Below are 19924 nucleotides of genomic sequence, written 5' to 3' on the forward strand. Positions count from 1 at the left end.
GGCATCGGTGGAGACTCACAGACAGGCGGGTGGGCAGCCTCCCATCGCGCAAGTTCAACAATTGCAACGCTCTCTCAAAGGCGAGAATCATGAGATGATACGGGCGGTCGCGGCTTGCAAGTTTGGGTCGTTCAAGGCACACTACCTTGTAGAATCGGATGACCGAAATGGTAAGGGTTGACTCTACAACGACCGTCATAGGCAGGCTTCATCTTGCCTCGGGTACAATGTCGCGTCGCGTGTTCGAACTGACGCAGGACCGCGTCAACGTCGGACGCGAGGACGACAACCTGATCCGTCTTGATCACATCACGGTTTCTCTGCACCACGCCGTCCTGATCCGCACCGGCTCGCATTACAAGGTTCGCGACCTGATCTCCACGAACGGGACGTTCATCAACGGCGTCCGCATAACCGGGGAGGACTTGCGCCATGGCGACACGCTGCTCTTTGGCGAGGTCGAGATGTGGTACGAGGAGCCGGGACAACCGCCGGCTGAACCGAAAATATACTCGCCCCAGACGGCCTTGCCCTTGGGACGGTCGCGGCCAATCGAGCCTCCCGCGAAAGAGTTGGAATACCGAATCGTGGGCGCTGACGGGCGCACCTACGGGCCGGTCAATGCCACGCAACTGCAGAAGTGGATCTCGCAAGGGTTCGCCAATGAGCAGACGTGGGTGCCGGCCGAGGCGCGCCGGAACTGGAAACAACTCGCGGAGTTCCCGGAATTTGCCGACGCGCTCCGGGCCAATCCGACTGCGACCAACCTCCTGGGCACACCTCCCAAAGAAGCGCGGTCGGAGGCGCCCGTCAAGGTTACCCCGATTGCAGCTCCCGGGCTTGTCACTGCTACGGAGCCTGCCACAGCCGCCGAGGAGGCGCCGGTTGCGCCCACTCGCTGGGGAAATTGGCCACATCGCGTGGCTGGACTGTTGTTGGTGGTGCTGGTGGGCGGCGCCGGCGCGTGGTGGTTCGAGCGATGGCCGTTTGGTTCGGGTGGGCCGCTGCGGCAATTTGGGCGTAGCGCAGACGTATATGTATTGTCCGATCCGGATTACGCGGTGGCCGGCGCGGCGGAGGACGCGAAGAATTACACGGAACTGCTCAAGACCGCCAAGGTCCTGGCGGACCGTTATCCCAACAGTGGCGTGGTCCAATATATTCTCGGCGAGGCCTACGCGAAGCTGGGCTTTTTTTCCAATGCCGCAACCGCGTTCCAGGAAGCGATCAAGCTCAAGCCGGATTACGTCGATGCGTGGTACAACCTCGGATGGGCTTACACCAGGGCAGGCAACATGCCGGAAGCGGCTGACGTGTTTCAGCAGTTGGTCAAACTGACCCCGCGCGACCCCCAGGCGTGGGAGAATTTGGGCGGCGCGTACGCGGGGGAGGGGCATCCGGCGGACGCGATAGCCGCGTACCGAAAAGCGGTCGAATTGAAGCCGGATTTTGCCGACGCCCATTTCAAGCTCGGCGCAGCCTACGCAAGTCAGGGTCGGTACCCCGAGGCCATCAACGCCTATCGGCTGGCATTGAAACATAGGCCCGATTTTCCGGAGGCATGGTTCAATCTCGGCGTCGTCTCGGAGCAGCAAGGCGACCACGACGAGGCCGTCCTCTTCTTCCAGCAAGCACTCAAGCTCAAGCCCAACTACGCCGAAGCCTGGGGCGGCCTGGTCAGGGCCTACCTGAAGCTCCATCAGACCGGCAAAGCCGGCGATGCCGCTCGCGAAATGAAAAAGATCGATCCCGTCAAAGCCGATCAACTCGCCCAAGAGCTGAGCCGTGAAACACCACAGCCATTGTCCACCCCTGCAAGACCGAGATAACGCGCGGGCCAGTATCGCGAATTCGTGATAACGACGGGGTCAGTCTGCTTTTTCATGATGACGCAACGGCAGGCTAACGACAATTGAACTGACCGCATTTGTGCGGCTGCCCCTTCGTAACGTATATTGAAGAGATGACCGCGATCCGTGCCAGGGTTTCAAACATCCTCACGGCAGCGCCTTCCTGGATGCACTGGCTCCTGCTGGCCCTTACGGCTGCCCTAATCGGGTTGGTCGTGGTTTTGGTTGATTTGACCCCGCACGTGGATGAGGACTTTTTCTTTTCGGTAAAGGACCCGCAATTTCAACAGACCAAAAAGATCGAAGCGAGTTTTCCCAACCGGTCACAACTCATCATCAGTGTTTCGTCGCCCGATATTTCTTCCGAGCATTACCTTGAGCGAATCGGACAGCTGACGGAAAAGATCAAGGCGATCAACCAGATAGTGGGTGTACGGAGCCTGGCTGAGGGGCCCAAAAGTTTTTCCGATGCGATGGCAAGCCCGCTATGGCGGCGCCTGTTGATTGCCGGCAACCAACGATCCTCCAATTTGATCGTGCTGATCGAAGGAAAGGAGGCTTCGAAGCTCATCCGTCGGGTGGAGGACATCGTCAAGGAGTTTGACGAGAAGGACTTTGTCATCCGCATCGCGGGAGCGCCCTATGTCGTGGCCATGATTCAACGCAACCTGGTACACGATTTTGCATGGTTCAGCGCCACCGCGGTCATTCTCTTTGGCGGGGCCATGCTGCCGATATTCCGGTCGGTGCGGATTCTGGTCGGCATGCTGGCGACCTGCATCAGCGCGATCATGGTCTCGCTGCTCGTCCAGGCCCTCTTGGGGATGAAAATCGGCATCCTGACCGCCAATCTCAGCACCATTGTCTTCGTGCTGACTTTTTCCCATCTCGTGTATATGACGTCGAATTGGCGCAACCTTGCCCACCGGCGCGACACGGCGCCGCGCCAACTGGCCGCGGCTGCGTACGGGGTGACGCTTCCTCCCTCCTTCTGGTGCATGGTCTGCACGTCACTGGGTTTTGCCACGCTGTTGCTGGTGCAGGCCAAACCGTTGCGCGAACTGGGCCTCGGGGGAACGATTGGCACGATTGCCGCCTTCCTCTGCGCCTACACCATCTATCCATTCTTCTTGCGCTGGGCGGTTCCGCCAGACGATCGGGTAACCAAAACCAAACGCTACTCGCCGTTCGGGGATCGCCGGTTCATCCTGCCGGTAGCTCTCTTGCTGATCGTGACGGTCAGCCTGGCTTTTGGTCTGCGCAAATTGAACACGGATCCAAGCCTGTTGGATTATTTCAAACCCCATCAACCCTTGCGGGACGGGCTGGAATACGTGGATCGCAATGGCGGCAGCAGCCCGCTCGAACTGGTCGTTGCGACTACGGATGGCCGTAAATTAAACACGAGCGACGCCTATGAAAAAATGTGGCAACTCCAGGGGGCGTTGGAAAACCAACCGGCGGTCGGCACGGTCGTTTCGCTGCCGGTCCTCATGGCGGAAGGGAATCGGGCGCCGTTGGCTTTTCTGCTGACCTGGGAAAATCTTCTTCGCATCATGGAAAAGCCTGAGCACGGCCGGGTGGCCGCCAGCTTTATCAACGAAGACCACACGCAGGCGGTGTTCCTTCTGCGCATGGTTGAATCCGGACGGCAACAATACCGGGCCGAGATCGTGGACGACCTCCGTTCCATCGTCCGCCAGCAGGGCTTCGAACCGGTCCTCGTCGGCGGCGTCTATCAGCTCCAAGGAGACCTGGCAAGGTTGGTTTCCGCCAGCATGCTGGAGGGCCTTGGATGGTTGTTTGCGGTGTTTCTGGTCGTCGCTCTCATCATCACGAGATCGTTTCGCACCGCGGTGGCCATGATTATCAGCTTGAGCTTGTGCCGCTTTTGCATGCTGGGAGCCGCCGGGTTTTTGAAGGTGCCGGTGGACATCATTTCGGCTCCTGCCGCCAATGTTTGCATCGGCATGGCCGTGGACTCCATGATCCATCTGGTGTTTGCCGTTCGCCGCAATCGTCGCTTGGAAAAGGACTCCTGGAAGGTGTGGGTGGCGGCCCGCGACGAACAATGGCGCGCCGTCGCCGGCTCGGCGACCATCATCGCCACCGGCTTCGCGATTTTTACCCTGTCGAATTTCCCGCCGACTCAACGGTTTGGGCTGGTGGTGATTTTTGGCACGCTGATTGACATCATGGCCACCCTGCTGGTCTTGCCGCTTCTCAGCGGCGCCCACTGGAAAACCGTAGCCACCAGGTAAGCGATCGCTCCCACGCGTGTTCGTTCATGGACGACGTCTGCGTCGGCCGAAGAATCGATAGGCGGGCCTGGTGTCGGCTTTCCAGAACAAACGGACGAGATGAAATTGGCCGGCCTGCTGGGCGAGCATGAGCGCGGTTCGACCGCTGGGGCCTTTCGCTTCGAGGTTTGCGCCATGGCCGATCAAGGCCTTGACGAAGTCCGCACGGTCCTGTTGTACAGCGAGCATCAGGGCGGTCATTCCGTCGGGAGCGACGGCATTTACGTCCGCACCCTGGGCAAGGGCCACATTCAGCGAACTCGAGTCGCCGTGTTGCACCGCAAGAAGCAGAGCAGCGGTAGCGCTTTCTCGTCGCTCCGTTTCTGCAGGAGGAGCTGGTCTGGAGGGAACGATCACCTGCGTTGGACACCGCGGACAATCCACAATCTTCCCCACGGCGGACTCGTCGATCACCATGCTCTTGCTGCAATTGGGGCATTCAAACAGGATGTCCCTGGGCGTGATGGTGATTTCTGGTATGGTCGCGTCGACGTGAAGCGTATCCATAAACGTCCCCTCCGACAGCAGGTCTAACTGGATACCAACTTCGGTCATTGGCTGGCAAGAATTATCGTGGATGGCTACGAGGCTTGCGGCAGCGCGATGTCTCTATTTCACCACCACATCAATTAGTACATCCCCGCCAAGCGTCCCAGCGAGAGTCTTGTTGCCACAGCCGGGATCGCTGCCGCTGGGCGGACGCGGACAGAGGTCGTTCGAGGACGTGCTGTCCGTTTCACTAAGTGCGCTCAGATCGACAACCGCAGTTGTCTGGTAGTCGTTGTTCGTCGCAGTCTTGGTTGTGGCTAGCGGATTGTTGGCGCAAGAGAAGATCGTGGTGTAGGCGAGGTTGAGTTTCTTTTTCGGTGCGAGTTGGAACGGAAAAACAAACTTCGGCGTGGTCAACATTGCGACCGGGTTGGTGCAGGCCCCAAGCGATTGGATATTGAGCGTTACGAGATTGGCCAGGGTGCCAAGATCCGGGATGACTTCGGTAGCGTCGCCGTTGTTTTGGATGGTGACGGCGAACTTGCCAGTGATGTTGGGTTTCGTGGCGCTGAGCGTGATCTTCTTGGGTGCCTTGAGTTTGGTGACCTCGAGGTCGTGGGTGGCGACCGCTGCGATCCAGACTTTCGTGGCGGTGCCGGTCGCGCCGCCGGCAATCGCGCGGATGGCGTCGGTGCCGGCGATGGTGCCGGTGTACGTGAATGTGCCCAACCCACCGGCGCTGGTCGTGGCGCTGCCGGTCTGGCCGGCGTTGGCGCCGAGCACACTGAAATTCACATGCAGACCGGATTTGGCGACGCCGTTGGAAGTGACAGTCGCCACAACGGTGTTCGGGGTGTTGACGGTGTTCGTGGCCAGGGCCGGCGATAAGACGCAACTGATGGTCACTGAGGAATTGGTTGAGATCGTGAGCTTGAACACCGTGCCCAAGGCGTTCGTCCCGCTGCCGCCCACCTCCGTCGTACCGTAGAACGCGCCGTCAGGGCCTAGCAGCAGCCGCGCTACCGGGTCGCCCCCGTTTAGAGCATTGAACGAGACCAGCTTCGTCAGGTCGCCGTTGGTGGTGATTTGGAACACCGTGCCGACCCCGAACGCCCCGCCGCTGGAGGCCGTGCCGTAGAAGTTACTATCACTGCCCAGTGCCAACCCGGCCTTCGGCAGCTTTCCTTCGGGGCCGGTGAATGCGTGCAGATTCGTGAAGACGCCGTCCGGGGTGATCTGGAAGACCGTGCCGCAGCCGTTGGTGCAGTTTAACGCCCCCAAGACGCTGCCGGAGGTCGTGCCGTAGAAGTTACCGTCGTTGCCCTCGACCAAGTCGCCCAGCGGTTGCTGGCCGTCGCTCCCGTCAAACGAATGCAGGATCGTGAGTACGCCATTGGTGGTCATCTTGAAAACGGTGCCGCAGCCGCTCGAGCAATTCGAGCTTGTACCGCCGAACTGGGTCGTGCCGTAGAGATTGCCGTCGCTACCCTGGATCAGCCCGGCCGGAGTTGACTCCGGAAGCTCGACGTTCAGCGCCGTACACACGCCGTTCGTGGCAATCTGGAACACCCCGGCACCGCCCGTGCCGTACAAATTGCCGTCACTGGTCTGCACCAGTTTGGCATTGCTGCCAATAGCACAGCAGGAGCCTGGATCAGGTGGGCTAATTGTCGTCAGGACGCCGCTCGCCGTGATCCGGAACGCGGTGCCGAGGCCACAGGCCCCGCCATCGAAGGTCGTGCCGTACAAATTGCCGTCGCTGGCTTGCACCAGTCCGCCGCGTGGGGCACTCCCGTCGTCGTAGTTGAACAAGTGGAGCGACGTAAACGCGCCGTCCGAACTGATCTCGAACAAGGTGCCACAACTCCCAACGCAACCATTCGTTTCCATCCCACCGAACTCGGTCGTGCCGTAGAAATTGCCATTGGTGCCGAGCGCGAGTCCGGCCACGGGCGCATCTCCGTCAGCGCCGGTGAAGGTATGCAGCGTCGTCAGTGTGACCGCCGCGAGCAGATCACCGGCGACCACCGATAGACCCAGACCAACGACGATAGCAAGAAGAGCGACTCGTTTCATGATGGTTTGCCCTTTGTAACGCACCCAAATTAATTTCCGTGAACCAGAAGGAGGAGAGTCAAACGCGACCCTGTGCCTCTCCGCGCAGAATGTTTGTTGCAAAAGAGTCCCTGCATGTCGAGGCTTATTCTAACGACGTCAAGGCTGCACGCCCGCAAATTGCAGGGATAAGGGAGCCAGCCCTCACATGATCGCATAATCGACATTCGCCTGCGGTAAAACCGTCCTTGTGTATCCGTCAGAATCGTCTGGTCAGCACTGTCGGGGGTGATACTATGGCCGTCTAAACGGTGAGATTAACGCCCCCATGAAGCGAGAATTCCTGGCGGTAGCATTGGTTGTGATCGCGACGATGGGCATCGCGCGAGGGGACGCCACGAACAATCCGACGGCATCCACGCAACCACCGTCACCGGTGCCGGCGACAAACAACCCGGCAGAACCGCCGGGCCCGTCGCCAAAAATCCAGTTCGACAAGACCGTGTACGATTTCGGCATCACGTCGCTCGTCGAATCCCTTACCGGGACCTTCACGTTCCACAACACGGGCACGGGAGAACTCAAAATTGGGAAGCTGTTACAGAAAGCCAGTGTGAAACCAGATGTCCTCAAGCCGGGGGAAAAGGGCGAGTTGGTCTTCAAGCTCAGTATCGGCGCCGCCCATGGTGCGCTTGAGAAACATATCACCGTCACATCCAACGACCCGCAGGCACCTAAAATGAGTTTGTCGATTAAAGTCGAAGTCAAACAGGTACTTGAGATTTCGCCTCAGAACATCCACTTGGGGAACGTTCGGCAGGGAACAATCACGAATGTGATGGTGCTGGTGCACCGCGTGGATGGCAAAAGCCTCAACATCACCAAGGCGGAATCCGGCAGTAAGCTTTTGCGGACACGAGTGGAACCCGTCGAAGGCTCCAACGATGAGTCCGCGAAGGTCATCATTGAACTCCAGAACGAAGGAACGCCGCGGCAATTTGGCGAGAGTGTAAAGTTGTCTCTTGAGGACGTCCCGCAGCCCGTGGCGGCCATCACCATCGACGGGCGGCTACTCGGTGATGTGCTCGTGGATCCGGTGATGCTGTACTGGCCAATCAGAGACACTTCCTCGACGAATTCCGAGGCGCTGCCAACGCGGGAGATCAAGGTCTTGGCTCTCACGGCAGGTCAGCCCCTAGATATTACGAACCTGACGACGAACGTCAAGGACTTGAGCCTCAAACTGGTCGCAAAAAATGCAGGCCAGACGTATGTGGTCGTCGCGCGGCTTGTGAAGATGCCAGAGAAATCTGTGCAGGGCGCCATTGTCTTCGAGACGAACATGACGTCCCAACCGAAAGTGGTGATCCCTGTGACGATTTCTATTCCAAAACAGTTGCCGTAAAGTAGGGAAGGGGACTACCCAAACGCGGGAAAGGGTGATAGAGTGCGCGGCTCATGGATTTGGGGCATATACGGAATTTCTGCATCATCGCGCACATCGACCACGGCAAGACGACGTTGTCGGACCGGCTCTTGGAGACGACGGGGGCACTGGAGAAACGCGAGATGCGCGAGCAGGTGCTCGACTCGATGGACCTCGAACGCGAGCGCGGCATCACCATCAAGGCGCATCCGGTGACGATGACCTGGCACGCCGAGGACGGCCAGGTGTACGAGTTGAACCTGATCGATACGCCGGGCCACGTGGATTTCGCCTACGAAGTGTCTCGCAGCCTCGCCGCCTGCGAAGGGGCGCTGCTGGTGGTGGACGCCGCCCAGGGCGTCGAGGCACAGACGGTCGCCAACGTGCACATGGCGTCGAAGCAAAAACTCACCATCGTCCCGATCATCAATAAGATCGACCTGCCCAACGCGAACGTCGAGGAAACCAAACGCCAGCTCGAGGACATCCTGGCCATTTCCGGTGACACGGCGATCATGGCGAGCGCGAAAACGGGCCTTGGCATCCATGACGTTTTGCGCAGTGTGGTCGAACGCATTCCGCCGCCACAACCGCCCACCGATACGGCCCTGCAGGCGCTGGTGTTCGATTCGATGTTCGATACCTATCGCGGCGTGGTGACATACGTGCGGTTGTTCGCGGGCGAAATCATGCCGGGAATGATGATCCAGCTCATGAGCACGGGACTGAAGTACGAGGTGAAGGACGTCGGAGTGTTCACGCCCAAGCCCGAGCCGCGCAAGAGGCTGTCCGCCGGCAGCACGGGATACGTCATTGCCAACATCAAGACCACCGCCGACGTGAAGATCGGCGAAACGATCACCGATGCACGCCAGCCCGCGAAGAAGCCCTTGCCGGGTTTCCAGCAGGTGCATCCAATGGTCTTCAGCGGTCTGTACCCGATCGACTCGGCGGACTTCGAGCACCTCAAAATCGCGTTGGGAAAATTGCAGCTCAACGATTCCGCCTTCCAGTATCAATCGGAAAGCTCGGCGGCGCTCGGTTTCGGTTTCCGCTGCGGGTTCCTGGGACTACTACACATGGAGATCGTCCAGGAGCGCTTGCGGCGGCAGTGGGACATGGACATCATCGCCACGTACCCCAGCGTCATTTACAAGGTGCTCAAGACCAACAGCGAAATTCTCGAGGTGGACAACCCGGTCTTCCTGCCTGATCCATCGGTGATCGACCACATCGAGGAACCGTACGTGAAGGCGTTCATTATTTGCCCGAACGAAAACATCGGCGACATGCTGCAACTGGTCATGGAAAAGCGCGGCCTGGTATCGAAGACCGATTCCATCGACACGCGCCGGGTGATGTTGACCGCCGAGTTACCTCTGAACGAGATTCTCGTGGATTTCCACGACAAAATCAAAAGCATCACGCGCGGTTATGGCTCGATGGACTACGAGCCGCACGGCTATCGCGAGGGCGACCTGGTGAAACTCGACATCCTCGTCAATAGCGAGCCGGTCGACGCGTTTTCCAGCATCGTGCACCGCAGCAAGGCGGAAACCCGGGGCCGGGCGCTGGCGCTGAAGCTACAGGAAGTGATCCCGCAGCAGATGTTTCAGGTGGCGATCCAGGCTGCCATCGGCGGGAAAATCATTGCCCGCGAGACGGTCAAGGCGCTGTCCAAGAATGTCACCGCGAAATGCTATGGCGGCGACATCTCGCGGAAACGCAAGCTGTGGGAGAAACAGAAGGAAGGCAAGAAGCGCATGAAAGCCGTCGGCAAGGTGAACATCCCGCAGGAAGCGTTCATCTCGGTGCTGAAATCAGGGTAGGGGAGCCAGTCATGAGCAACTCGGAAGATCGCCAAACATTAAAATCCGCGCGGGAGATGGTCCAAGGTGCCCGGAAGTGGTTGCGGATCAATCGCGATTTGATCGCGCCCGGTCAAATCGTCGCCATCACTATGAAGATCGGCGAGCTGGAGCAGGCGCTGCGACTGGAAAACGCCAAGGCCGCCGCCTCCCGGTCTGGTGAACTGGAGCAGAAAATCCGCGGGGCGTTGCCAGCGCCAAAGTCTCCCGCCCTCCGCGAGAATATCGAAGTATTGCTCGTGGCGGTCATCGTGGCCATGGCCGTGCGGACATTTTTCATCCAACCTTTCAAGATCCCGACGGGCTCGATGCAGCCGACGTTGTACGGGGTGTATCCGCCACCCAATGAGGCGCCGTCTCGATATGTCGGACGACCTCCATCCATTCTTGAGCGCCTCGCGGGGGTGGTCTTCCAAGGGAGAATGTACGAGCCCTACGGGTATCGCACACGCGGTGATCACATTTTTGTGGATAAGATCAGCTACCACTTCCGCAAACCCCGCCGCGGTGAAGTCATTGTGTTCGACACAACCCACATCCCGGAAATCCCCGCTCCGTCCCGTGGCAATTTCTACATCAAACGGCTGATCGGGCTGGAGAACGATGTCATCCAGATCCAGCCGCCGTATGTGCTCGTCAATGGACGGGTGCTGGATGGGCGGGATGCCTTCCGACGCATTTATTCCCAAGAGAATGGGTATAACGGTTACGTCATTCCGGAGACGTTTCCCTCACCAAAATACTTTCCATCTTCCGCGAGCACATACACGGTGCCTCCAAAGCACCTCTTTCCCATGGGTGATAACAGCAAAAGCAGCCTGGACGGCCGTTTCTGGGGATCTGTTCCACAGGAGGATCTTGTCGGCAGGGCGGTATTCGTTTATTGGCCTTTCAGCAAGCGATTTGGACTTGTGAACTGAATTCAGGGTTGGGGCTGAGGGCCAATCATACTATCCAGATGCAGTCTCAAGGCTTTACCGACGCCTATAACGTCGCACAATATAGAGAGTGGGGGGGCCTCGGAAACCGACCAGTTACACAATGTAACGACCCACTTGAGGACAGACCAAGCGAGTCTGGCGCGGTTGCGGGCCGAAGGCCCGCGCCGCGCCTGCGAGCTAACCTTGTTGAACATTGACCGTTATAGAGCATTTTCTGGCGAGGCTGACACGGCACTGAACGCGACGGGAGGGCAAGGTGCTCCCCCGTCGACCTGTAGGGGGAGCGGAATCGGTGAAGAACGTCGCGACGTTTCACACGCGAGTTTCGAGCGCCGTCGCACGGAGAGTTACGATGTCCTAGGCCTCGATGCTCCCGTAGCCCTTAGGGGTTGCGAGACGGCGCTCGAAAACCGCGTGCCCGATGTTGCTGTAAGTCTACTCTCTTGGTGGGGATTTGGCAAGGGGTCATTAACCGTTAATCGTAATCCGATGTCCGTTTTTGCGTCGTTCTCGGCGGTTGCCCATCACGCGCCAGCGTGCGGACGCGGCACAAGGGACACGGCCACGATTTCGACGACGCGTAACGAGAAGCTCTCTTCAGGGAACGGGGCCACGGCTGCCGCGTCAGACGGGCGCACGGCGGCAGTGACGCCCGAAACCCCCACAAACGTCAGGCGCGACACCCCCTTACAGACTTCCGAAGGTCGTTCCCCAGGGCAACGGACGCGCAAGCGGGTACGTCCACGGCAGGACCTGCTCAAGGCGAGTTTCGCGCGGCGCGGTTTTTCGTTTGCTTCTTTGCTGGCGCATCAGGTATTAGAGCGCGGTGAGGAGTGGGCCAAACAGACGCTCGACTTGGGGTTCTGGAACGCCATCGAGGATGCGCGGATCGAAACCGAGGCCAGCGCGGAGATGGGTCAACGGTGGCAGGAAGTGGCGGCCATGAAACCAGACCTACGTACTCGCGACAAAAACCCAGCGGCGAAGCCGCTAACCTTGATTCCTATTGAACCACCAACGTCGCACAATATAGATTATGTCTAATAATTGGCACTACAAGGGCGCTCCGGGGACAAGATTGTGTTGGGTTTTGAGGATCAGACCCACCAGTTCTCAGCGGAAAACAGTTCGTCGGGCACGGTCAGGGCCAGTGCGCCGATGTCGGGATGGCGCTCCAGCTCAACGTCTGCCTCGAGTAACTGGACGAAAAACGCGGCCTGCTCACGCTGTTTCCAGCTGAGATCGTCCAGTGGGATGCCCAGCTCCAGGATCTTATCGAATTTGATGAGGCTGATCTCCCCAAGCTTTCGTGGCGAGGATTCCGGATCCGTTACCCAGAGGTCGGCTTTACTGAATGCGGGTGTAAGCTCCATTATAATGAGAGCCCGATGGGTCGGATCGATGAAATTCACCCGCAACGTCACCTTGGCCGGCAGTTCGACGCCTTTGCGGAAGTCAACCCGCAGATAGAATGTGGTGAGATCAGCGCCAAAATGAATGGCTTCAACGCAGCGCTCGCTGCGATACATGGCGCCCATGTTGCGGCCCGTCTCATAGACGCCCGCCCCGGCCCACTCATAATATGACGTAATCAACCCGTCGATTGTCGGCGTGATGAGGTCGGTCGGCTTGCGAATCTCGCGAGCTACCTCCGACCGGCAGATGTTCGTCTTCAAGACATCGGGAACGGGCACACCGCAAATATGATAAACATTCTGCAGGTGGGTACGGAACAGTTCATCGAAAATCAGGTCGTTGTCCGTCACAAAGTCGCTGCCGTACCACCAGAACCAGTCGCTACCCTCGGCGGCATAGATTTCACGCATGGCTTTGCCGTGCTGATCGGGGGTGATCTCGCGCTGGTCAATTTTCCGCTGCAGAAAGTCCCGGGTCTGCCCAAGCAGTTCCCAGCCGCGGTTCTCCTCGGGCTCGCCGATCCAGACGTCAAAATCGCCGCGAATCCATGAGCCCGTGTGTAGCGTGCTCAGGATCGCGCCGGGCGGATGCGCGGAAAAGTAGTCATGGAACGTCGTCGTCACAATTCCGTCGTGCACGGACAATCGCTGGTAGACCTCCCGCAGAAACGCCTGGCCGCCGTCGGGGAAATGTTCCCACGCATTTTCCCCGTCGAGAATCACCGCGCACAACGGGTTGTCGCCCTGCGCGGTCCGGGCGACCTGCTCGATTTGACCAATCATATAATCGGCCGCGCGCTGCGGGTCATTGCGCGAGGCGGTGAACCCGATGAAATCGCTCAGCGTCCGCTCGCGGAAAGCTAGGCACGCGCCCGCGTCGCCGAATTGCGCACGATAACCCTGGAACAACATGGCGCGGTCGAAGACCCTGCCGGGATGCACCACCGCCAGGCTCCGCCAGAGATTTTCCTCGTCGGTGGCGAACCATTGATATCCGAGTTCCTCGAGGATCGGGATAAGTTCCGGACAGACCGAACCTTCCGACGGCCATACCCCGTGCGGCGGCGCGCCGAAGATTTGCGTGTGCAGGTCGCGGGCTAGGGTTAACTGCGCGCGAACATCCTCAGGATGTGAGAACGGTGGCGGCAGGTCCCGGCCCGGCATACAGCGACGGGCCAACTCGGTGTTGTAAACCAGCGGCATGATCGGGTGAAAAAAAGGCGTCGTGCTGATTTCGATCTGGCCGCGCTGGGCGAGGGCCTTGTAGTAACCGAGCACGGTCTTCAGGACGACCTGCTGGTGCTCAAAGACCGTCTGTTTGTCTTCCTCGCTGAATCCCCTGCCCTTCCGTTTCAGGTCGGCAATCTCGGGATACAGCCGGTCCGCGGCGTACCCAAACCAGGTGAGGTTGAACCACACCTGCAAATCACGGAACTCCTCGTCGGTGAAATTGCCCGCGGCGTGCTCGAGGTCGATCTTCGCCGCGTTCAGCCCGCGCTTCTGCAGCAGCGCCGCGTACCGCGGGAACGGCTTGACCATGTTGTCCCAATTCGCCTTGAAGAAGTGTTCCAGCAGGTTGGCCTTCTGCATCAGCGTCAACGTCTCCGGGGACGGAGCGGCCAGTTCGTGCCAGAGGTCCCGTACCTCGTTATTGGCGAGCTGCTGGATTTGTTGCAAGAGCACCGGCGTCAGGTTGAATGTGCAATGGAAATCCGGGTACTGGTCCGCCAGCCAGATCATGTCGAGGTAGCCCTTGGTCGCGTGCAGGCGCACCCACGGCATCAGCGCCGTCCCGCGGATCGGGTCGACGTAGCACGGCTGGTGCATGTGCCAGAGGAAGGCGACGTGGAGCGGCATGAGTGACCCGAAGACGTCTATACCGAAATCTCGCGAAGATACTTCGCGGCTTCCTCGGGCGTCGTCGGGTTGATGTAAAAACCCGTGCCGACCTCGAAGCCCGCGATCAGTGTCAGTCGCGGCAGAATCTCGATGTGCCAGCGGAAGTCCTGGTCGATCGTCGACCAAAAGCCGTGATGCGCGTAGCGTGCCGGCGCCGTGTTGACGATAAAATTGTACTGCGGTTGGTTCAGGGCTTTCGCCAGTTTCTGCAGCGTGACCTTCAGCGCGTCAGCCAGTAGCAGGATCTCATCGGGGTGAATATCCTGGAAGTACGCCGATTGCCGCCGCGGGGTCAGCGTGACCTCGAATGGGAACCGCGACGCGAATGGACAGTACGCCACGAAGCCCGCGTTCTCATACACGAGCCGCGAACCTTCCTTGATCTCCTGCTTGAGGATGTCCTCAAAAATGCTGCGGTCCTTGTAATTGTAGTACTCCATCGCGCCGAGCAGTTTTTCCTTCAGCCGCTTCGGCGTAACGGGCGTCGCGATCAACTGCGAGTGCGGATGCCCGATCGTCGCGCCGGCCTGCCGCCCAAAATTCTTGAAAAGCAAAATATAGCGGAACCGCGGATCGCGCAGCAGGTCGGTCATGCGAATCTTGTACGTCTCGATGACGCGCCCGATTCCCTCGACGGGTTGTTGCTCCAATTGCAGGCTCGGATTCGGCGTCTCGATGATGACCTCGTGCGCGCCGATGCCGTTCATCTTGTCGTAGATCCCCTGCCCCTCCTTGTCGATGTCGCCCTCGATGCGCAACGCGGGAAACTTGTTCGGCACCACCCGCACCTGCCAGTTCGGGCCGTTCGGCTTGCTCTTCGGGTCGCGGAAGGCAAAAATCTCCGGCGGCGTCATGTGCTCGTTGCCCTCGGCGAACGGGTTCTTGGCCGGATCGGGCGTCTCAAGCGGTTGCGGCGCGAAATCGCTCGGTCGCTTCCCGCGTTCCGTGGCCACAATCACCCACCGACCGACAACTGGATCCTTGCGAAGTTCTGGCATAACCGTTGGTCCCCACTTTTCAGCCGCCGCGCCTTACAGCGCCGCGTACAGTTTTTCGTATTCCTGGGCGCTGGCCCGCCACGAAAAATCGCGGGCCATCGCATTCCGCATCAACTTCTGCCATTTCCTTGGCTCCTTGTGGAGTAAAATCGCGCGTTGCACCGCCTCCACGAGCGCTGTTGCCGTGTAGGGAGCAAATTTGAAACCAGTTCCCTGCTCCGACCGCGAATTGTACTGCTGGACCGTGTCCTCCAGCCCACCGGTCGCCCGCACCACCGGGATCGTGCCATACTTCAGGGCGTACAAATGCGTCAATCCGCAAGGTTCAAAATGCGACGGCATGAGAAGCATATCCGCCCCGCCCTGGATTTGATGGGATAACTCCTCGTCGTGCGCAATCTTCACTGCGACCCGCCGCGGGAATTCTTCGGCCATTCCTGTCAGCAGCTCCTCGTATTTTCTCTCGCCCTTCCCGAGGATGATTGCGGTCACCCCCGACTCCACCAGTTCTTCAACGGCGCCCAGCAGCACGTCCACGCCTTTTTGTTCCGTCAATCGTGACACAAACGCTGCCACAGGTTCTCCTTCGCCGGCCTCCAGTCCCAGTTTCGCCAACAGGTCCGCCCGGCAGGCGCGCTTGCCGGACAAATCCTCCGGTGTATAGCGCCGTCGCAAATGCGCATCCGTCGCCGGGTCCCATTGCGTGTAGTCCACGCCGTTGACGATCCCCTGCACGTCATCAGCCCGCGAGGCGAGAACCGTGTCGAGCCCGAATCCGCCGTCGGTCGCCTGGATTTCTTTCGCGTAGGTCCGGCTCACGGTGGTGACGGCGTCGGAAAAAAGAATTCCGCCCTTCATCAGGTTCATCTGCTCGTAGAACTCCAGCGACTCGGGCGTGAAAAATTCCCCCGGCAAATTCGTTAGCGGAAAATCCAGGCTCCAGAACATTCCCTGATAGGCGATATTATGGATCGTGAAAACCGACTTCGCGGGAAACTCCGCGCCGCGCGTCCCGGCCCGATACGCCATTTGCACCGGGACAAACGCCGTCGGCCAGTCGTGACAGTGCACGATGTCCGCCTGGAACCGCGTGTACCCGAGCAGCTCCACCACGGCTTTCGAGAAAAATAAAAAACGTTCCGCGTTGTCTTCGTAATCGCGGACACCGGTGTAATATAACTCCGAGCGATCGAAAAATTCGTCGCGGCGCACGAACAGCACGCGCACGCCGTCGGGCTGTTTCAACTCCAGCACGTCTCCCGTCACCGTTCGGCTCCCCAACGGAATTTGCAAAGTCAGGCCGATCGGTCTCGCGTCGCGCGCGACCTCCTGCGCGGCCCGGTAAAATGGAAGACAGCACGTGACCTCGTGCCCGAGCTGGCAAAGCGCCCTCGGCAACGCGCCGACCACGTCGCCGAGTCCGCCCGTCTTGGCGTACGGCGTCATCTCACTTGCGGCAAAGAAAATTTTCATCGGTTTTGTTTTTGCCATTGGACCGCAGGCACACTAACAAAACGTCTTCACGCAACACAACGGCGCAAAATAATTCCTGGAATTCCAAAGCCGTTTGTAGGGATGGGAGCCGAGTCTGCGGAGCGGAGTCCGACGACGCGCCACACGTCGTACTCCCGTGGCAAACGCCGCCGCCGTCTGCGGCATCCCAGTCGTTGATGTATCCAGGCGCGCCGTTATCTCGTCCCCACCATCTCCGCACAATCCCGCAAACGTTTTCACGTGAATACCCAGGCGAAGCTACAAAAACACGGCGTTTCACACGTTCTACCTGCGGCCATTTTCCCCTCTCGCAGGCTGATTCCACCGTCCAAAAAATACAAAAACACCTGTAAATCAATGGTTTTTCGATTCAAGATTCTCATGAGTGATAATGCTACGCAAACCTGACAAAAAATGTAGAAATCTGCGAATAAGTTATTGACACCTAATGCCCACGCTGGTAGTGTGTGCGCAGTTAGATTCACCGAGTCAGTGTGGTTAGGGTATAGGCGAAAACATCTAGGTTCACCGAGTCGTGAACGAGGCAAACGGGAAATAGGCGAGGAGAAGACATGCAAAGAGTTCAACATGCAAGGGGTTGGAGCTTCCTTCCGAAGTTAACTTTCGTAATCACCATCGGACTGATCACTGCCGCGACCGGCTTTAAGGCCAGTGCGGTCGATGTGTTCACTGACCCGGTGGGTTTCATCACGATAACAGCTGAAGGCACCAGTGGCCCGGGCGTTAGCCCAGCGCTGTCGCTCGTCGGCTTGGGCATGACCCAGATCGTTGCGAGTCGCGGCGCGATCACCGGAATCGCTGGCACGACAATTACCGTCAACAATACGCTGACAGCTGGTCAGTTTGCAGTTGGCCCGAACGGCCCGCTGTACTTCATCGAGTTTCTCGATGGTGCGAATCCCGGCCTCCAGGATGACATTACCGGCAACACCGCGACGACTGTGACCACGGCGTCTGATGATTCAGGTGCCATCACCGGCGCGACGACCTACAAGATCTATCCGCACTGGACGCTGAACAGCGTGTTCGGAGCAGCCGATCAGTCCGGCTTAAACCCGATTACCGACCAGGTTCTGATTCAGAATCCGCTGACACAAACGTTCACGACCTACTTCTTCGCGACGGCTTCGAAGTCGTTCCCCACCGCTGGCTGGAAGCAATCTGGCCAGGGAAATACGGATTTCGGCCAGGTCCCGCTATACAATGACCAAGGCGTTCTGATTAGCCGAACCGTAACCACGAATCTGAACATCCTTCTGGTCGGTGGCGTCAAACTCGGGCCGACCATTATACCGCTCGTCGGGACGAACAATTTGGCTGCCAATATCTATGCGACTTCGGCCGTCACATTGTCGAACAGCGGTCTGTTCACGGACGGCAATCCAAGCGACAGTCTCGTGCCAATTACGGATCTAGTACTGATTCATAACGATGCCGCTGGAACGTTTAATACATACTTCTACGCGACAGCTTCGAAGTCGTTCCCAACGGCTGGCTGGAAGCAGTCTGGCCAAGGCAACACGGATTTCGGTGGAACGCCGATTGGGATAAGTTCGTTTATGCTGATCCAGCTCGCTTCGGGTCATCCTGGGTTCAACTGGAAAGCACCGGCGCCATATTGACCTTGACAAAACGGACAGAAATTGTTAAACAATCACAGGGAGTAGAGAAACAGGTAAAGGGAAAGGTATAGAGGAAAAATGAAAAACGGGATCAAATATCTGGTAGCAGGGTTGGTTGCAACAGGAATATCGGTTGGCGCGTACGCCAACATCACAGTGAACGGGGGAACGGCGTTGAATACGTTCATGGCCGACAAGGATCTGAACTATCTCGATGGCAACCTGATTGAAATCGGGACCTTTACGGTTGCCCCGACAATCGGCAGCCCCAGCTTGGCGAACTTCGTCGTTTACGGTTCGACGCTGACACAATCCGGCGTTAGCGCTGGCGTGTTCTCCTTCAGCAAGACGGCGTCTGACACGGGTTTCTTACACACCCAAATCTATGTCGTAGCCTTCAACAATGCCACGGGCGTCGGCGCCACCCAAGAGGGAATCTACTTCGTGAATGACTCGAACGCCAGCAACTGGAAATTCCCAGCCACGGCGGATTTCCCGAACAGCACCTCGTTCGACATGCAAGACATGTTCACGAGTGGCAATGCTGTGACGCCCTCAGCGGGCTCGACGGTCGTGTTCGGCAGCACTCAGAGAGACACTGTCAACGGCGATAACGCGGTCAAGTTGGCCCTCGTCCCTGAGCCGTCCACATGGATGCTCGTTGGAACGGGCTTGCTCGGCCTGTTGGGCCTCCGTCGTCGTCGTAGCTAATTAAGAATATACAAGGGTTACCTGTTTCCGAGAGGCCAGCCGAAAGGCTGGCCTCTTCGTTTTTCCCCCAACAAGAAGGCATCCCCGCCCCATTCGCCTTGATTTAGAAGGCTAATCCTGTTACCAGGTTCTATTGGAGAAGCGAGTGTAGAAACCACGGTAACCGAAAGGACCAAGGCGAGTAAAATGAAGAACGGGATCAAGTATCTATTTGCCGGGGTGATGGCGACTGGCATTGCCATGAGTTCGTATGGCGCGGCAATCACCGTCAATTGGGGGACAGCGCTGAACACGTTTATCGCCAGCACCGTCAGTCCATTGAACTATCTCGATGGTGATTTGGTCGAAGTGGGGACGTTCGCTGTCCCTCCGACAATCGGCAGTCCGAGTTTGGCCAACTTCACGGTCTTCGGCACGACCCTGACCGGAACCGGCGCCAACGCTGGTATCGTCTCCGGAAGCAAGACCGGGTCTGATGCCGGCTTCGCCCACAATCAGATCTATATGGTGGCCTTCAACAACGCCACGGGTGTTGGCGCGTCCCTGGAGACAATCTTTTTCGTGAACGACGCCAATAATCCGAATTGGAGGTTTCCGGCTTCATCCGACTTCCCCAATTCCTGTTCGATTGACCTGCAGGATATGTTTACAGGCGCCAACAATGGAACCCTGGCTCCCGGCGCGACGATCACTTGGGGCACCAAGACCGTTGATCCTTCCGGGCCCTACAACGTAATTGCCATGATTCCTGAGCCAACGACGTGGACACTGGTGGGAACGAGTCTGCTCGGTCTATTGGCCTTCCGTCGTCGTAGCTAAAAACGTCCAGTTTGTT

General features: G+C 58.5%; 14 protein-coding genes. 9 read left to right on the forward strand and 5 right to left on the reverse strand.

Features of this window, described 5'->3' with window-relative positions; all coding sequences use genetic code 11:
• The first annotated feature begins 167 nt into the window (after positions 1–167).
• A complete protein-coding gene (locus VNL17_14070) occupies positions 168–1829 on the forward strand; it encodes a tetratricopeptide repeat protein (GenBank protein HXI85207.1) in 1662 nt (553 codons plus the stop codon).
• 134 nt (positions 1830–1963) lie between these two features.
• Positions 1964–4111, forward strand: coding sequence for an MMPL family transporter (locus VNL17_14075; protein HXI85208.1), 2148 nt, complete (start codon positions 1964–1966; stop codon positions 4109–4111).
• A gap of 24 nt (positions 4112–4135) precedes the next feature.
• On the opposite strand, the gene VNL17_14080 is transcribed toward VNL17_14075, so the two are convergent.
• Together VNL17_14080 and VNL17_14085 are read right to left on the reverse strand one after the other, a co-directional pair.
• Positions 4136–4657, reverse strand: a complete 522-nt coding sequence (locus tag VNL17_14080) for an ankyrin repeat domain-containing protein (protein HXI85209.1) — start codon at positions 4655–4657, stop codon at positions 4136–4138.
• A 102-nt stretch (positions 4658–4759) separates the two neighbouring features.
• Positions 4760–6715 carry a choice-of-anchor tandem repeat GloVer-containing protein gene (locus VNL17_14085; GenBank protein ID HXI85210.1) on the reverse strand — a complete coding sequence of 652 codons (1956 nt, stop codon included), beginning with the start codon at positions 6713–6715 and terminating at the stop codon, positions 4760–4762.
• Between the two features lie 307 nt (positions 6716–7022).
• Between VNL17_14085 and VNL17_14090 the strand changes: the two genes are divergently transcribed.
• The 4 genes from VNL17_14090 to VNL17_14105 all read left to right on the forward strand — a co-directional run bounded on the left by VNL17_14090 (position 7023) and on the right by VNL17_14105 (position 11973).
• Positions 7023–8099 carry a DUF1573 domain-containing protein gene (locus tag VNL17_14090; protein HXI85211.1) on the forward strand — a complete coding sequence of 359 codons (1077 nt, stop codon included), beginning with the start codon at positions 7023–7025 and terminating at the stop codon, positions 8097–8099.
• Between the two features lie 53 nt (positions 8100–8152).
• The gene (lepA, locus tag VNL17_14095; GenBank protein HXI85212.1) at positions 8153–9949 is read left to right on the forward strand and encodes a translation elongation factor 4; all 1797 of its coding nucleotides are present in this window, start codon (positions 8153–8155) and stop codon (positions 9947–9949) included.
• Between the two features lie 11 nt (positions 9950–9960).
• Positions 9961–10908 carry a signal peptidase I gene (gene lepB, locus VNL17_14100; protein ID HXI85213.1) on the forward strand — a complete coding sequence of 316 codons (948 nt, stop codon included), beginning with the start codon at positions 9961–9963 and terminating at the stop codon, positions 10906–10908.
• Between the two features lie 666 nt (positions 10909–11574).
• Positions 11575–11973, forward strand: coding sequence for a hypothetical protein (locus tag VNL17_14105; GenBank protein HXI85214.1), 399 nt, complete (start codon positions 11575–11577; stop codon positions 11971–11973).
• A 53-nt stretch (positions 11974–12026) separates the two neighbouring features.
• Here VNL17_14105 and VNL17_14110 read toward each other — a convergent pair whose 3' ends face one another.
• Genes VNL17_14110 through glgA form a run of 3 tightly spaced genes read right to left on the reverse strand, consistent with a single transcriptional unit; the run spans position 12027 to position 16714 of the window.
• Positions 12027–14201: a glycoside hydrolase family 57 protein gene (locus VNL17_14110; GenBank protein ID HXI85215.1), complete on the reverse strand. Its 2175-nt coding sequence runs from the start codon at positions 14199–14201 to the stop codon at positions 12027–12029.
• Positions 14202–14218: 17 nt separating this feature from the next.
• Complete coding sequence (locus VNL17_14115; protein ID HXI85216.1) at positions 14219–15241, reverse strand: DUF4931 domain-containing protein; 1023 nt, start codon at positions 15239–15241, stop codon at positions 14219–14221.
• Positions 15242–15274: 33 nt separating this feature from the next.
• A complete protein-coding gene (gene glgA / locus VNL17_14120; GenBank protein HXI85217.1) occupies positions 15275–16714 on the reverse strand; it encodes a glycogen synthase GlgA in 1440 nt (479 codons plus the stop codon).
• A gap of 593 nt (positions 16715–17307) precedes the next feature.
• On the opposite strand from glgA, the gene VNL17_14125 reads away from it, so the two are divergent.
• The 3 genes from VNL17_14125 (at position 17308) to VNL17_14135 (ending at position 19908) form a co-directional block, all read left to right on the forward strand.
• Positions 17308–18378: a TIGR02597 family protein gene (locus VNL17_14125; protein ID HXI85218.1), complete on the forward strand. Its 1071-nt coding sequence runs from the start codon at positions 17308–17310 to the stop codon at positions 18376–18378.
• 78 nt (positions 18379–18456) lie between these two features.
• On the forward strand, positions 18457–19089 hold the full coding sequence (locus VNL17_14130; GenBank protein HXI85219.1) for a PEP-CTERM sorting domain-containing protein: 633 nt from the start codon (positions 18457–18459) through the stop codon (positions 19087–19089).
• 186 nt (positions 19090–19275) lie between these two features.
• Positions 19276–19908 (forward strand): PEP-CTERM sorting domain-containing protein, encoded by a 633-nt coding sequence (locus VNL17_14135; protein HXI85220.1) that lies wholly within the window; start codon positions 19276–19278, stop codon positions 19906–19908.
• Positions 19909–19924 lie beyond the last annotated feature (16 nt).

It is taken from the genome of Verrucomicrobiia bacterium (genome assembly GCA_035577545.1).
GTDB lineage: Bacteria > Verrucomicrobiota > Verrucomicrobiia > Palsa-1439 > Palsa-1439 > Palsa-1439.